The organism is Prevotella sp. 10(H), from assembly GCF_000711235.1.
GTDB lineage: Bacteria > Bacteroidota > Bacteroidia > Bacteroidales > Dysgonomonadaceae > Dysgonomonas.
On record NZ_JOMI01000001.1, the window covers coordinates 400,823 to 415,645 of the forward strand.

12 protein-coding genes are annotated in these 14,823 nt (G+C 40.3%); 7 read left to right on the forward strand and 5 right to left on the reverse strand.

Translation table 11 applies throughout. From position 1 onward, the window contains the following. Positions 1–103: 103 nt before the first annotated feature. A complete protein-coding gene (locus K348_RS0101845; protein ID WP_029902354.1) occupies positions 104–313 on the forward strand; it encodes a hypothetical protein in 210 nt (69 codons plus the stop codon). A 123-nt stretch (positions 314–436) separates the two neighbouring features. On the opposite strand, the gene K348_RS0101850 is transcribed toward K348_RS0101845, so the two are convergent. Then, on the reverse strand, positions 437–2,080 hold the full coding sequence (locus tag K348_RS0101850; RefSeq protein ID WP_081852481.1) for a fimbrillin family protein: 1,644 nt from the start codon (positions 2,078–2,080) through the stop codon (positions 437–439). Positions 2,081–2,778: 698 nt separating this feature from the next. Between K348_RS0101850 and K348_RS0101855 the strand changes: the two genes are divergently transcribed. Continuing rightward, positions 2,779–5,400, forward strand: coding sequence for a TonB-dependent receptor plug domain-containing protein (locus tag K348_RS0101855; RefSeq protein WP_197027613.1), 2,622 nt, complete (start codon positions 2,779–2,781; stop codon positions 5,398–5,400). 469 nt (positions 5,401–5,869) lie between these two features. Further along, positions 5,870–6,871: a fasciclin domain-containing protein gene (locus K348_RS0101860; RefSeq protein ID WP_029902360.1), complete on the forward strand. Its 1,002-nt coding sequence runs from the start codon at positions 5,870–5,872 to the stop codon at positions 6,869–6,871. An 82-nt stretch (positions 6,872–6,953) separates the two neighbouring features. Here K348_RS0101860 and K348_RS0101865 read toward each other — a convergent pair whose 3' ends face one another. After that, the gene (locus tag K348_RS0101865; RefSeq protein WP_156032717.1) at positions 6,954–7,442 is read right to left on the reverse strand and encodes a hypothetical protein; all 489 of its coding nucleotides are present in this window, start codon (positions 7,440–7,442) and stop codon (positions 6,954–6,956) included. Positions 7,443–8,110: 668 nt separating this feature from the next. Here K348_RS0101865 and K348_RS0101870 point away from each other — a divergent pair. Then, positions 8,111–8,803, forward strand: coding sequence for a hypothetical protein (locus tag K348_RS0101870; RefSeq protein WP_029902362.1), 693 nt, complete (start codon positions 8,111–8,113; stop codon positions 8,801–8,803). 87 nt (positions 8,804–8,890) lie between these two features. Here the strand turns inward: K348_RS0101870 and K348_RS0101875 are convergent, their stop codons facing one another. From K348_RS0101875 to K348_RS0101885, 3 genes are all read right to left on the reverse strand, one after another. Continuing rightward, positions 8,891–9,922, reverse strand: a complete 1,032-nt coding sequence (locus K348_RS0101875; RefSeq protein WP_081852482.1) for an acyltransferase family protein — start codon at positions 9,920–9,922, stop codon at positions 8,891–8,893. 66 nt (positions 9,923–9,988) lie between these two features. After that, positions 9,989–10,177 (reverse strand): hypothetical protein, encoded by a 189-nt coding sequence (locus tag K348_RS19250; protein WP_197027614.1) that lies wholly within the window; start codon positions 10,175–10,177, stop codon positions 9,989–9,991. Between the two features lie 189 nt (positions 10,178–10,366). Continuing rightward, a complete protein-coding gene (locus K348_RS0101885) occupies positions 10,367–11,587 on the reverse strand; it encodes a PepSY-like domain-containing protein (protein ID WP_029902367.1) in 1,221 nt (406 codons plus the stop codon). A 156-nt stretch (positions 11,588–11,743) separates the two neighbouring features. On the opposite strand from K348_RS0101885, the gene K348_RS0101890 reads away from it, so the two are divergent. From K348_RS0101890 to K348_RS0101900, 3 genes are read left to right on the forward strand one after another with little or no spacing between them, the layout of a single operon-like run. Further along, entirely contained in the window at positions 11,744–12,289 is a 546-nt protein-coding gene (locus K348_RS0101890; RefSeq protein WP_029902369.1) for a hypothetical protein, read from the forward strand. After that, positions 12,289–12,759: a hypothetical protein gene (locus tag K348_RS0101895; RefSeq protein ID WP_029902371.1), complete on the forward strand. Its 471-nt coding sequence runs from the start codon at positions 12,289–12,291 to the stop codon at positions 12,757–12,759. The genes K348_RS0101890 and K348_RS0101895 overlap by 1 nt, the downstream gene beginning before the upstream one ends. Positions 12,760–12,782: 23 nt before the next feature. Next, positions 12,783–14,804 carry a hypothetical protein gene (locus tag K348_RS0101900; RefSeq protein ID WP_051697496.1) on the forward strand — a complete coding sequence of 674 codons (2,022 nt, stop codon included), beginning with the start codon at positions 12,783–12,785 and terminating at the stop codon, positions 14,802–14,804. Positions 14,805–14,823 lie beyond the last annotated feature (19 nt).

The window sequence follows — 14,823 nt, forward strand, 5'->3', positions numbered from 1 at the left end:
AAGTGAATCTACTTACCGGAGGCTCAGGGGCAATATCCCGTTTACGTTCGACCAGATAAAAATACTGGCGACAGACCTTAATATTTCGCTCGACTCGCTCATTATGCAAAATAATACAGAACTCGCCCTGTTCAGGCTGCAAACAAATAACGACACCGGTGCAGAACAAAGATATATGACGATGCTCAAAAAAGTAAATGATGTACTGAATAAACAAATGGGAGCTAAAGATATGTGTACATATGTGACAATGAATAATATGTATGATGTGTTTATTGCTAAGCAGCGCGAGTATCTGAATACGATATTATAATAGTCTCTTTTGTAGATGCTTATGGAAATAAAAGGCTATCATACAACTCCTGAGAGAAAATAAAGGCCGGTTACAGCATATTGTAACCGGCCTTCTGTTCTACCCTGAATAGTCACAGGTACATTATTTCCAAGTGGTATATTGTATAGCTATTTCTAAATCATTTGATGGTATTGCACCTTCAAGTTCTTCTACAGAAGCCCAGGTTCTGCTAACGAGATAATCTTTTGCATTATAAGTTAACCTATATTCTATTTTTTTTCTGCCAGTTACAGCATCATACTCTTTTTCTTTTGCATTGTTATAACCAAAAAATGGATATAGTGTTTCATAATAGATCATACTGAAATACTCGAGCAGCCATTTTTCAGCCTTCATATTCAAGAATGGGGATTTTTTGTTGTCGTAAGTATAAAATGTTGCATCTTCGATAATGCTCGGTTTATACCAGCGTCGTTCCAATGCATTTTTATTGGCATCTATCTTTTGAGTTAATAAATAGTTATCTTTTATTGTATAATCAGAGAATTCGTTATCATCAACTTTGCTCAGGTTTCCCTTGTCATTTATAAAAAGAGTAGCGCTACTTTGAGTATCACAGTTTGTAGTCTTTTCTATTACAACCTTATCGGCATAGTATGTGAAAGTAGCATCCGTAATCTTTGGAACAGGATCGCCTTCTTTTCCTCCCGAAGGGAAATAATCTGTCAGTTCCCATCCAATAATCTTGCTATTCTTTCCGTCGTACTCAAAAGCGTAGTCAGAGTGGTGGCTTAATATATTATCATAACCAATTCTAGACCATATTGCCATTGTTTTCACACGGTTCAAGTCATCATATACAAATATATATCTTTTGGTAATATCATCATTTTTTTTGTAAGTGATCTCGGAAGGAAGCATTTTGTCTTCACCAGGTTCGTTTGCTTCACCGTTGATATCGTCGCCGGGTAGCCAGTCTTCAACTTCTGTACCTATATCTATGGCTTCACTTAAGTTTACTTTCAGATTGAATGTATATTTTGTACCCTGTTTGAAGGTCAATTCCTTATCGGTAGTGTAATATACCACTTTTCCCGATTTCAAAACAATCTTTAACAGATTTGTACCGTTGGAAATTGTTTGTGGAACAACGATACCACCGTTTTGCCCAATTTTCACTTCCTGTATTGCCGACACATCTCCCAAAACTCCCGTACGGCGATTAAATTCCGTTGCTGTAGCAGCATTTACCACGCTTACTTGTGCATTGGTCAGATCCGGATTGCCATTGCCGGCAGACAGCTTATAAGTTATCATCGATAGTTGGTGATAAAATTTAAGGGTAATAGGGTTTGTTGTAGACGTCTGCTTAAATTGGGGACAGAAAAGCAGATCAGAAGCATATACATTCGCCACATCCGTTTGGTCAGCAGCAACAGTGAACCGGTATGTATCGTTAACCCCCTCTTTGTATGGATGATAAGCAGATATTGTCACCTGATTGCCATTGCTTGGAAAATAAAGCGTTTCACCCGCAAGATTTCCTTCGCCATCGGCTGTATAAGAAATATTTTGCTCGTAAGTGGCGGTCGGGGCTGCATCTTCGGAGATAAAGATTCCTACTTTCTGACCTTCTGCTACCTGAGTGCCTTTGTAGGTTGACTTAAAATTAGGAAGTTGGGATGAAAACCGGATTTCTTTTTGCCCGGACAGCTCATTGTCTTCAATGTTACTACATGATGCAAAGAAAGCAATCATGGTAACTAAAGCTAGTAATTTTTTCATGATGAATTAGTTTTGTTGATATTATTGCGTAAGTGCCTTATGCCTAGTAAATTATTTGTGACTGGACATTGCAAAGTTAATAAACTAAAAGAAATGTACAAATCTCTTTATCAATATTTTGAACTTCATTTTAATTTTTCTCTTGAGGAATATTGTAAATGCTTTGCAGAAGCTAGCTATCTTATAAGTACTTCTCAGAGGAAAAGGTATATATATAAGAAAAGGTTGTCATCGCGACAACCAATCTTCTTTATTAACCTTTAATTCTAATACCATGAAAAACACATAATATTAACATAAAAGTTGATAAAGTTGTTCGATTGATTGTTTCTATCCCCCTATAGACATTGTCAATAATCCATTGTTAATCAGCCATTAAATTAAACATATCAGTATCCATTCCCACTTTTTTCCGCCATTTCACAGGTATAGATAAAATACTTTCTACTTCATACAAAAAAATAAAAAAATATTTATCTATTTCTTTTTAGTCTGGTCTGGTCTTGTCTTTTCTTGTCTTATATAATGGTATAGCCCAGCGTATAGGTAAGAGTAAATGGAAGTGTATAGTCATGTGTATAATAGAATGTATGTTTAAGGCTACTGAAATAATGTGAGATGTAATGAAAAAATAATTCTTTTATCTATATTTGTTAAAATAAATGACCCTATATACTAATCACTATCCGGAAACAAATATGAAAAACCTAAAATATCTCTTTTTTTCCGCTTTAGCATTCATATCCGCTTCCTCTTATGCCCAGATGGCAGATTCGATTGCAGCCAATTTCATCAGGCAATCACTCATATACCCGCAGGAAAAGCTGTATGTACAAACCGATAAGGCAGCCTACATCAGCGGAGAAGACATCTGGTTTCGCGCACATCTGACGGATGCGTTATCGCACATACCCGATACTACCAGCCGCTATGTATATGCCGAGCTGCTCAATCCGGCCGATTCGCTGCTGAAACGTGTAAAGATAAAACCTGCAAACGGAGTATATCAGGGATATATGCCTACCGATGAAGATATTCCTGCAGGCGAGTACCAGTTGCGCTGCTATACAAAATATATGCAAAATATGGGTGAGGACTATTTCTTCAGGCGGAAGGTGACTATAGGCGATCCACTGTCGGCGCTTTACCGCACACACACCGACTTCGAATACACCGAGGACAAGAAAAAAGTAAACATAAAGATCTATTTCACCGAAATAGAAAGCGGCAAGACTATACTTCCCGAAAATATCATGATATCGGAAAGCGACGGCGACCTGAAAAAACATAAGATAAAAGAAGACAGTTGTATCTACCTTTCGCGCAAAGCCCCTGCCGATAAAAAAAGCCGCGTATTATACATATCTTACGACTATCAGAAAAAATTTCATAAACAATACATCCCGATCCCCTACCCTCATAACGAATTCGACGTAGCTTTCATGCCCGAGGGCGGTAATCTGCCAGCAGGCATACATTCCCGCATCGGATTCAAGGCGATTAATGCAAACGGAACGGCGGAAGATATCACAGGTATCGTTGTCAACGAAAAAGGCGATACACTAACCTATTTCGAATCCAAGCACCTCGGCATGGGCTCGCTGACGACATTCTCTCTTCCCGGGCAGAAGTTCTTCGCCATATGCAGGAACAAAAACAATGTAGAAAAGCGGTTCCCGCTGCCGGCCTCTACTGCAAATACAGTCTCACTGCAGGCATACTGGCTACGAAACCAACTGAATATCGCACTGGCAAAGTCCGAAGATATAACCTCACTCAACTCCGATTACTATCTCGTGGTGCATTGCCGCGGCAACGTGCTGTACTCTGAGAAATGGAACAACAGCAAGGACTTCATCACCTTCCGCAAGGAAGAACTGCCTACGGGCGTCATACAGGCAGTACTTGCCGATGCACAAATGAACCCCGTCAGCGAACGGCTGGTATTCAATATCAATGAAAACGACCTGACAAAGGTATCCTACAGTACAGCCCGCCAGCAATATAAAAAACGGGAAAACATAGAAAACCGTGTATCCGTTACCGACAACGCAGGCAACCCGCTGAAAGGCGATTTCTCCATATCGGTAACCAACAGCAACGATATACTGCCCGATTCTACAGTCAATATCCTGTCGTCGATACTGCTGGCATCCGACCTGAAAGGTAATATCGAATCGCCCGCATCTTATTTCAGGGGAGACCTTACGAATGCACACCCCGGGCTGGATCTGCTGATGATGACGCAAGGCTGGCGGCGTTACAACATAGGCCGAATACTAAAAGGTGATCCGGAGTCGCCGGCCATTATGCCCGAAACGAGCCAGACCATATCGGGAATAGTAAAAGGCGGGTTGTTGATGACCAAACCGGCAGCCGAATATCCGGTGAATATACTGGCAACTAACTTCCCGTTTGTAGCAAGTGGGGTTACGAATAAAGACGGGCGTTTTGCCATGACAGGATTCGAGACTCCCGACAGTGTGAGGTTTATCATACAGGGAAACAACAAGAAAGGCGGTTCGCGGGTAGAACTGCTGCTTGATATCGATACATTCCCGCAGATAAGGAGGTCGGCACCTTTGTCTTTGTCAGGTATCGACGGTTTCGAAAAATATATGCAAAAAGCCGACGAGAAGTTTATGATAGACAACGGCATGCGGATGATATACCTCAAAGAAGTGGAGATAGTGGCTAAACCGAAGATAAAAGTAGGGAAACTGCCTTATTCATCCCCTATGAACAGGCTCTTTACGTCTGAAGATATAGAGAAAACGCATGCCCATGACATGTATTCGCTGCTTGGCCGTATGGGAGGCATATGGGTATCGGGCACGAGAATTACTATGCGCAATGCAGAACCGCTTATATTAGTAGATAATATGGAAATGAATAATACAGAACTACACATGATACTTCCTGAGCATGTTGATGAAATAGAAATTTTTTCGAGTTCAAGTGCTTTCTTTTATTTCGGGCAACGTGCCACCAACGGCGCTATAGTGATAACCACTAAAAAAGGGAATATGGGTATTCCCGGCAAAGAACCGTTCAATATAAAAACAATAACACCCTTGGGTTATCAACCCCTCAGAGAGTTCTATTCCCCTAAATACGAAACGGCCGAACAACGCAACGATGCCACTCCCGACCTGCGTACTACAATTTATTGGAATCCCACTATCAAAACGGCAGACGACGGTACGGCAACTTTCAGTTTCTATTCGGCCGATACTTCTGCTGCATATTCCGTTGTTATCGAGGGTATGACCAGCGACGGAAAAGTGATATATACGACAGGAAAGATAGAAGTAAAGTAATAGCTTTATTAATCACTAAAGTGAGTGTAGAAACAGCATACAGTTAGTTTCTGCACTTTCTTTGTGTCACATTAACAAAACTTAGCATTAGAAGCCCCTATTCTTAAAATGTAATTATAACACAATAATATTCGACCTTTAATGTAAAAGAAAGTTAAAAACGAGGGGTGCCGGACAGCTTTTTCATAATTTTGTCCGTCTAGTATTTGATTCTGGTCGATCCGGAAGCAGACAATCCCGTCTGACGGCCAAATCGGTAAATGCATTATCTCACTCCATTTCTGCACACGGTATTATTTCTATTTTATACGGCCTTACTGTATAAGGCTGCATATAACTTCACATCCTAAATAAAATTTGCGACAGGCAGAACTCAGGAGACGGGTTCGGCAATAAGGAGACAATTTTTTTATCTGATAATATTTTAACCAGAGAATTATTAGAGCTTTATTAATTAAAAATTTTATTTATGAAAAAGTTATTTTATTTGAGCTTTGCAACATTAGCAATGTTGTTTTCTACTGTGTCTTGTAGTGATGACGATGAAACACCGCCACCGCCACCCCCTGCTAAAACACAACTTGAAGAGGTTATCGAAAAACTGGGCACAATCGAAGATGTTACCAAATTTACTGAAGTGCTGAAAAATGTAGACGGTGCAAACCTGGGTGAAGATGCCCTTACTGTATTTGCCGTAAAAGACAAAACAGAAGAACCTGCACCTAAAGCCGAAGAAGGCGAAGAAGAGGAAGAAACCGAAGTTACCAAGGATAACATTACCCGCCATATAGTCAAAGGAGACGTTACTTTCCCTGCAACCGAAGGAGAAAACATTATCGTTGAAAGTGTGAAGGGCGACCCTGTAAAGTTGACAATGAAAGACGGTAAAGTGCTCGTCAACGATGTGGCACTGGAATCTACAAGCGCTACCGAAGCAGGTAAGAGCAAGATATATGTAGTGGCAACTGTACTTCCCGATCTGGATATACCTGAATTCAAAGCTTCATACACAGTATACGAAGCTAACGAAGAATGGACAGGAGGCGTTGCTGAAAAAGTAGTATCGGAAAATGCCAAAATTACATTCTATGTGCTCGACGGCGAAGAATACAAGGAAGTGGGCAGTGTAGCCACCGACAAAGACGGAAAAGCTGCTTTCGAACACTACTATGAAGAAGGATTACTATACAAGGTAGAAAAAGAAGGTAAGACATCGCTCCGCGATAATTATTTGCTAGTAGGCCTTTTCACTACGCTGGAACAAATAGAAGAAGCCCCGGAATACAAGACAGAGACAGCTTTGGATAAGGTTGCTTTGGGATCGTTGAGAGTGGCTGACATAGACGGCGACAATATTATCGATGAAAAAGATAAAGTTGCCGACTATCTGTCAGTTGACAATGAAGCCGAAAACACCGACCTGTTCATTGTCTCTGCCACCTATAAAGCAGAAGAAGAAACTGAAGAGTAAACAGCTCATTAAGGAGACTTTTTTAAATTGGTTAATTTTTGTCCGGGTGAGTGATCATCCGGACTTTTTTTATGCCCTCCGGTCAAAAGATATCCGCACGGTGGTAAATAAGCAGGGCGAGCAGGGCGCAAGCCACAATAAGGGCGATATAGCCTACTTTCCGCCTCAGAGACAATCTCTTCCCTTCTTCGAAATACGAAAAAACGGAAAAAATATAGGCTCCGGAGGTAAAGAGCAGCGTGGCATAAAATACGTAAGTGGAGATATTATTTCCGGTATTATCTTTCAGCATATTGCCTCCCTCGTAATTACTGAAAAAATAATCGTCGAGCAGGACAAAAGCGAAGCCCGAGACGATGTACAGGAAGTAATAGCGCCGCCCCTGAATGACTTCGGGAAACACAAACAAAAGTAGCGGTATGACAAGGAAGTTGCACATCATATGCGCCATAGGAAAAAAGTACCTGATCAGTGTCCAGATCAGATAAACGCCAAGTATAAAACCTACGGCTTTCGGCCAGTTGTAGGCTACATTCTCTTTAAAATTTCTGTGGTGAAATATTTCACTCATATGTATTAATCTCTTCAAAGGTACTGCCATTATCATTTCGTGAGTAAACATGCAAAAGCAAAAGAAAGTTTATAGTGTGCATCTATTATGCAGCAAATAAACCGATATAGGCAGCCTTTCTACATCCCTGTATATATTTAGACTTTAGTAATTTGTGTATACCCATTTCAAATATAGGTATTTATTTCTTATTTTCTATTTATCGGAATGAAATATATTTATCTATAGTGTAAATCGGCCTTTGACTTTTTGTTTTGAATCGTAGATTGAATTATTTCTAACGCACCCTACCGGCTTTGTTTTTCATTTTGCCCTGATGCAAAACGAAACAAAAGGTGACGAGAATTAATATACTTTTCCAAGTATCATCGTGCGTCAGCCTGCGCCGTTAGCTTCAAGTACGGGGTACCCGTAGGGTGAAAAAGGCGTAAAACAAAAACGTGTTTGAGCTTATCTGCCGATACGGATTAAGCAAAATTCTGAGCAAGTTTTTTTGTTTAGCCTTTAAGCCCGTTACGGGTCGGGCATTGAAGTGGGGCGCTAAAGCGTTTTTGGTTCCTTTTGGGGATTAGGCCAAAAGGAACGCAAATAATTTTCAATTACGCGCAGCAACAAATATTTAGAAACTACAATTCAAACATTAAATAACAATAATCAAAAAATACACTATGCTAAAAATCGAATTCAACGAACAAAAAATCTCCGTTCCGCAAAGCTGGGAAGAAATCAGCCTTGCCGACTACGAAAAATGGTTTATGCACAAGCCAGAAGATAAAATGGAATATGTGCGCCTGATTGCCGACATCTGCAAGACAGACAGCGAGCTCCTGCTCAACTCCCCTACCCAGCTCTTCGAAACCATATCCGGTGCGCTGCAATTCGTATTCGATACCGAGTTTGATCCTGCCACAAAGGTGAATATCGGCGGGCAGGACTACTTTATCTCCCTGTCGGACAAGCTTACACTGGGCGAATGGATAGACATAGAGGAAACATTGAACAGCGACAGCGAGACCAAGATTTCGGAGATACTGGCTATCGTATGCCGCCCTGCAGGCGAAAGCTACAATACCGATACTGCCGCAGAACGTAAGGAACTGTTCCGCAAGCTCAGCTGTGACAAAGCCCTGCCGTTGCTCGCTTTTTTTTTGCACAGAAAGAAAGAATCAGAAGCGATTTTGCACCATTATTCGACAGTAGTGGCTCAGGCAAACCAGTTTCTAAAGGATACAAAGACTTTTGCAATAAATGGGGGTGGTATAAAACGATTGCCGATCTGGCAGAGGATAAGATATATCTATTTGACCAAATCACTGGAAAAGCAGTTGTCGAAGTTTTCGGATTTCTCCTCTATCGGATAGACAAGTCACGCGCTGAGGAAGAGCAGTATAAATTTGAAAAGCAAATAAGGAGGTAGCAGACGAAAGGGAGTATGTTGAAACTGAATATCAGCCTGCTCCCTTCATTATCTTCTTACCCAATAGAAAAAATGCAGTAAATTTATTTTTCCTTATCAGTTTTATCAGATAATATATAGCTGTGGTAACTATCAGCGCCGGAATAAAATACAGGAACGAGGTCATAAAATGCCCACTACTTTCCACGAAATAAAAACGGGAAACAGTAAAGCAGGCCAATCCCTGAATAAGGTAAATACCCATAGTCTCAGTACCCAGTTTGGCTACGAATCCGGTAAACCGCTTTTTAGCTGCCAGTTCATAAATATAATACGTCGCCGTAAGGAAGCCCACCGACATTATTATTCCCGTGAAAAGGCGCAGGATAGCTGTCCGCAGGTGATAGATATCAGAGGGGGTGAAGTATATAAGATCTTCTTTAGTCCACACCAGATAACATGCAGCCGAGAGCAGCACAATTATCAGAAAATATTTCTTACAGATCGCGTACAGCTTACTTATATCCACAGAAGCCAGTAAGTAGCCGATGATGAAAAAACAAAACATATCTTTGGTAAATGCCAGTACTACATTGCTGGTAAAGAAAAGCGGCACCAGCATAGAAAGCAAACCGATGAGGGCGATGAGATACCTGTTCGTTATTCGCAACAGTTTCATGCAGCCCGCCAGCACCGAATGTATCAGCACTGCCCAGATAAACCAATAAGACGAGATAATAGTTGCAAAAACATAATACCATACGTCGATATCGCGATGCGGAGAGATTGCAATATCCACCGTAGCCATGATCGAACCCCATACTATAAGCGGTATAAGCAGGGTATAAAGCCGTTCCCAGATAAACTTCCCTGCAGATTTCCTTTTCAGCGAAGAGTAGGCAAAGTAGCCGCTGACGCCGATAAAGAGGGGCATATGAAAAGTATAGATGAACTTATATACGTAATCGTCCCAGAAGCCCACACCCGCATACTTGAGGTATTGTATGGCGTGGCCGGAGACTACCAGCAAGATAAGCAGTCCCTTCAGGAAATCGGCATATATATTACGATCCTTCATACTCATTGGCTACGTACGTTTTTAAACTTCTAAATACTTTGCAGTACAATTGTCAGTAATCAAAACGTTTTCTTACCGACAGGCATGCAAAACTGCGCCGGTAATACTATAGCTTCTGAAAAAGGAATGAAAAATGAACCGTAAAGGAGTATACAGGTTTATATTCCGTGCCGATGCATAAAATGCATTTTCAATCCTGCTGATAAAAAGTAAATATGCTATGGTTATACCAATAGCAAAAAGAACAAATAATTGTTCCATAGTTTGCATAGTTTGCCTTTATTGTCATATACACTTATACAAATATACTGAAAAACCTTTTTATGCAAAAGTTATAAGCAAAAAACTTACTTGATATCAGGCTGATAGAACAACAAAATAAAAAAGCCGGAACAGATATTTATACTGTTCCGGCCGTATGTTATACAGACTTATAATTGTCGACTATCGTCATTCACTTTCAAATCCGGTACCCTTCTCTATGAACTTACCGTCTTTATCGAATTTGAGACTAACTTTCAGTTCGGGCATCACCAGATACTCTCCCTCGTAATTATGCCCTATTCGGAAAATCTTGTTATCCGGATAATTATCGGCAACATATTTCAGCACTGAGGCAGGCAGCAATGCAGTCAGCTTATCCGGCAAAACTTCTCCTGATAAGTGGCATTCCACCCAGTCACCTTTTTTATCTACCTGTAAAAAACAATTCCCGACATCTGCCCGAAAAGTGTATCTAAATATAATCCGTTTCGGATTATCGGTTTGGCGGACAGGCGATATTGCGCCCACCTTCTCACTTATATATTTTTTAATGAAATCTTCTACAACTTTTGTCGGCGGTTCTATTATACCCGATTCGTAATCTATAAGTAACTCTGCTCCTCTGTCGTTAGATACAGTTATTTTACAATAAGTTTCATACTTCTTGAGAGTTTGTATTTTCGGCTCTTTATATCTTTCATACAAAGCATCTGAAACAGTCTTAGGCAAAGTTTTCAGTAATGCATCCGAGACGGTGCCCCCAGACTGATACCAGTTGTCACCATTGAAAGAAACAGTCGACCCTCCGGCGAATCCTACCTGCAGATAACCTGATAACTCCAGCTTATCTTTTTTAAATAATTCGACTACATACTCTATTTTCTCTCCTTTGAAGTGGTCGGTAATAAAAGTGCTTATTTTTTGTGGCAAAGGCTTCTTGCCTGTTACATCATAGCCTTCGATACGGTCATGTGCAGTAGCAATGACAACATCATTATTCAAATATACCCTATACCCGTAATCGTAAAGCTGGTATTTAAGGACTTTGACATTTGGCTGTATCTTTTTCAAATCATCATAGAATCGGGGCCACAAAATTTCTTTATCAGTGGCAATGCCGTTCGGGCATTCCACCATGCGCCAGAATCCGAATTTATTAAATGTCGCAGTCACATCACCGGAAAGCTTCACGGTATATTTATCATATTCGGCATACTTATCATATTCGCCGTTATCTACATCGATATTCTGTACTGTACTGTTCGGGAAGTGCTTTTCTATAAAAATACGGGCATCTGTGGGCAGTTTGTTGTAAGGAAAACTTTTTTCATCCTCATTATCATCAGAGCAGGCTGAAAAAAACGTTATCAGGCTAAAAATTAAAGTAAATACAAGTTTCTGTTTCATAGTGTTTCGGGCTTAATAATTGAAAATTATCCAAAGATAAATAAAAAGCGGAATGCTGCAGAGTATTATATATTAATTATTTGCCCGCAAATACACTATTCAACAGAATTCGGAAACTTTATCTATATCATAAAAACATCATTTAAACAAACCGGTATGATAAACAGTATTTTAAAAATCTTCCGCCAGCAGGCGCAGGAGCACAAGACAATCAAAGCGTTTTATTACAACCGCAACTACGAACTGGGCAGCGGCAAGGAAACACATCCCCTCTTCTGGCTCGAAGACCCCGTTACGGGGCGCAATCAGGATAATGTATTCAGCAATTCTGTCAACTTCTCCGTTCTCTTCCTGCCGTCTACCGAAGAATCGGTGCAGCATCTGCAAAACCTTGCTTTCTCCATCGGTCTGAACATCATAGAACGGATTAAGAAAAATCCGGCCTGTGGCATCAGCATCCGCCCCGACTGGACATATACTACACTGCGCAACTACTATGATAATGATGCCTGCGGGTGCCGTTTTTCGGTGAACTTCACGCAGGTGAATATGCAGAATCTGTGCCTGATAGATGAACAGTTCGAGGAAGGAAAACAGTTCGAAGAAGACAGCAAACTAAACGATTTCGAAGTGTCGCCTGTCAATAATTGTGAAATTTTTGTCCACAAGCTGCCCGATTTCGACATTAAAACCAGAAAATAATGGAAACGGCAGTTACAAAAGTTATCGAAGCCATTGCCGCCGATGTGATGCTGCTGTCGCAAACCCTGCTCGGCAACGACAGCATCGGTATAAATAGCAAGACGGGTAGAAACACTTTGAAAGGCAGTTCTTTAGTCGACAATATGAAAGTAAACACACGTATCAGCGGCGAGTCTGTCGTTATCGAAACCCTGTTCGACAACTATATAGAATTCATAGAGCAGGGACGCAAACCGCGCTCGGGCAAACAACCGCCTATCGATTCTCTTCGCGACTGGGCGCTTTCGCGCGGCATACCTACCGACAACAGTACACTGTTCCTTATCAGCAGGGCTATCTGGCGCGACGGACAGGAGCCCCGCCCCATATTGGCTACACTGGAAGAGGAAATAGAAAAGCAATTCGACGACAAATGGGCCGATATGCTGCTGGATGCGGTAACGGAAGAGGTAAGTAAATATTTTGAATAAAAACAGTAAAGTAAATATAAATCATGGGAATAAAAACAAACGATATAGCTAATATAGAGGAGCCTGTGGAGGTGTCTTTGGCGGGGAATCCTAATTTTGTGGTATTTGAGGGGAAAAATGGCAAAGCTTTTAAACTAAAGGTAAAACTTAAAAATTGGGGGGAGTACTTACCATATGATGAAGAAAGATTGCGATTTGCTAACTATTCGGCTTTTTCTGTCTGGGATAAAACAAAGGATGAATATTATCATTTTATGGGTAAACCGACCGGAGCTATAGAATATAATATACAAAACGGACGGGTCATAGATGAAAACGTATATGATGACAGAGACTATTCATTTTTTACTATAGGTTTGGAAAATGGTCCTGAGCAATTTGTAAGTTTTAAGGATACATTGGCAGCAAGCCCGTTTTTTAAAGGGAAATATGATGTCACTTTCGAAGATGAAAAAAAAGAGGTTATATTATTTACATCGAAAGGCTCAGGAGAAGAATATGATTTCGAATTTATCCTATACCATGCCGACACAATAGATTATTCCAAAACAGTAGGAAACTCGAGCACTTATAAAATTGGTTTCAATGTTATAAGTACAAACCTCCATTCAGATAATAAACCCGCAGAGATTAAACTCATAGATACAGCAACCAAAACAAAACATATACTGAAAGCAACTACAAATATAAGCGAAGTAAGCAATGATACATTTTTTGTTGCAAAAAATAAAGATTATTCGGTGACAGCTGAGAATATTAGGGCTTGCATGATGAATAACTCTTTTTTAAAAAGTAATTTTCATATTACAATACCGACTGAAAAAGGAAAAAACGGAACAACTGTTTGGCTTATTCCAAAAGGCAAAGGTGCTGCATATACATTTGATGAAATTGACCCAAGCTTTTTTATTAACAAAATAGAAAAAGAATTTGAAGATGGCGATGTAGATATTCTCTTACAAGACAAAGAAAGCTGTGAAATCCAACTCGACCTTTATAAATACATAAAACCGGAACCGGAAGATGAAAGTCTGAAAGATGAATACATAACTACCTTATCAAAAACCTATTACGGACAACCTGCATGGTTCGATGTTAATACTATATGGGCAAATACAAACCAATACTCCGATAGTTTCCTTAATGATGCTATTAACTGGTGCGATACGGGTACGGATACGGCATTTCGGTTTACGGCAAGAAAGTTTGACGGAATAAATAATGAAACATTTTTCTACTCGGATAAATTATATGCTATTACCGGATATGACCGCAATCTGACAGAAAATGATCTGTCGAAGTATGTTTACAATACGGGTAAAAACAATGAAGTGTTTCCTCTTACCCGTCAGCCTGTTCTGACGCATATCAAAGATCAAAAGCAATATTTCAATTTCATACTTTCCGACACAGACAAAGACACTGATTGTAAGCTCGGTATCCTTTACAAAGCTTATACACAATCGGGTAGTTATCTGGGCACTGCAAAAACGGATGATCAGGATAAATCGCTATTTAATGTGGTGAATACTATCCGTCTCGATATAGATAATGCCGTACTGGATAAATACCCCAAGGCGGGCATTGTAAAAGTCTGTCTGTGCCGCAATGGTGAGGCGGTTAGCAAGCCTCTCACGTTCAAGATTCTGCCCGACTGCCTGTATAAAGTCAATGATTTCGCATTCCTAAACGCACTGGGCGGCTGGAGTTCTTTTAACTTCGGTGGCATGGAGCAGACTGATTTCAAATCGGACAAGACGACTATCCATCGCACGCAAACACCGGGTTTCAATATAAGCAGCCGCATCGAATCGGTTTTCAATAAAGAAGTTACCGAGCAATTCGTTGTACAGACAATGCCTATCACAAGAGAGGTTGCCGAGTGGTTGAAAGAACTGAGCACATCTGTAGCTGTGTATGAACTGTCGACATCTCGTTATGTAATTGTAGATGAACTGAATGTAAAACATACCAGTAAAGACGATTTGTTTACATTACAGATGAAATATCATTATTCCGATTCGTATAATGCGAATATAAAATAAGATGGTTTGTTGAATGTAA

Coding starts and splice junctions, on each gene's coding strand:
- K348_RS0101860 (WP_029902360.1), top strand. CDS start 5,870: ATGAAAAAGTTATTTTATTTGAGCTTTGCAACATTAGCAATGTTGTTT.
- K348_RS0101900 (WP_051697496.1), top strand. CDS start 12,783: ATGGGAATAAAAACAAACGATATAGCTAATATAGAGGAGCCTGTGGAG.
- K348_RS0101875 (WP_081852482.1), bottom strand. CDS start 9,922: ATGAGTATGAAGGATCGTAATATATATGCCGATTTCCTGAAGGGACTG.
- K348_RS0101890 (WP_029902369.1), top strand. CDS start 11,744: ATGATAAACAGTATTTTAAAAATCTTCCGCCAGCAGGCGCAGGAGCAC.
- K348_RS0101855 (WP_197027613.1), top strand. CDS start 2,779: ATGAAAAACCTAAAATATCTCTTTTTTTCCGCTTTAGCATTCATATCC.
- K348_RS0101895 (WP_029902371.1), top strand. CDS start 12,289: ATGGAAACGGCAGTTACAAAAGTTATCGAAGCCATTGCCGCCGATGTG.
- K348_RS0101865 (WP_156032717.1), bottom strand. CDS start 7,442: ATGAGTGAAATATTTCACCACAGAAATTTTAAAGAGAATGTAGCCTAC.
- K348_RS0101850 (WP_081852481.1), bottom strand. CDS start 2,080: ATGAAAAAATTACTAGCTTTAGTTACCATGATTGCTTTCTTTGCATCA.
- K348_RS0101885 (WP_029902367.1), bottom strand. CDS start 11,587: ATGAAACAGAAACTTGTATTTACTTTAATTTTTAGCCTGATAACGTTT.
- K348_RS0101870 (WP_029902362.1), top strand. CDS start 8,111: ATGCTAAAAATCGAATTCAACGAACAAAAAATCTCCGTTCCGCAAAGC.
- K348_RS19250 (WP_197027614.1), bottom strand. CDS start 10,177: ATGGAACAATTATTTGTTCTTTTTGCTATTGGTATAACCATAGCATAT.
- K348_RS0101845 (WP_029902354.1), top strand. CDS start 104: ATGCAAAATAATACAGAACTCGCCCTGTTCAGGCTGCAAACAAATAAC.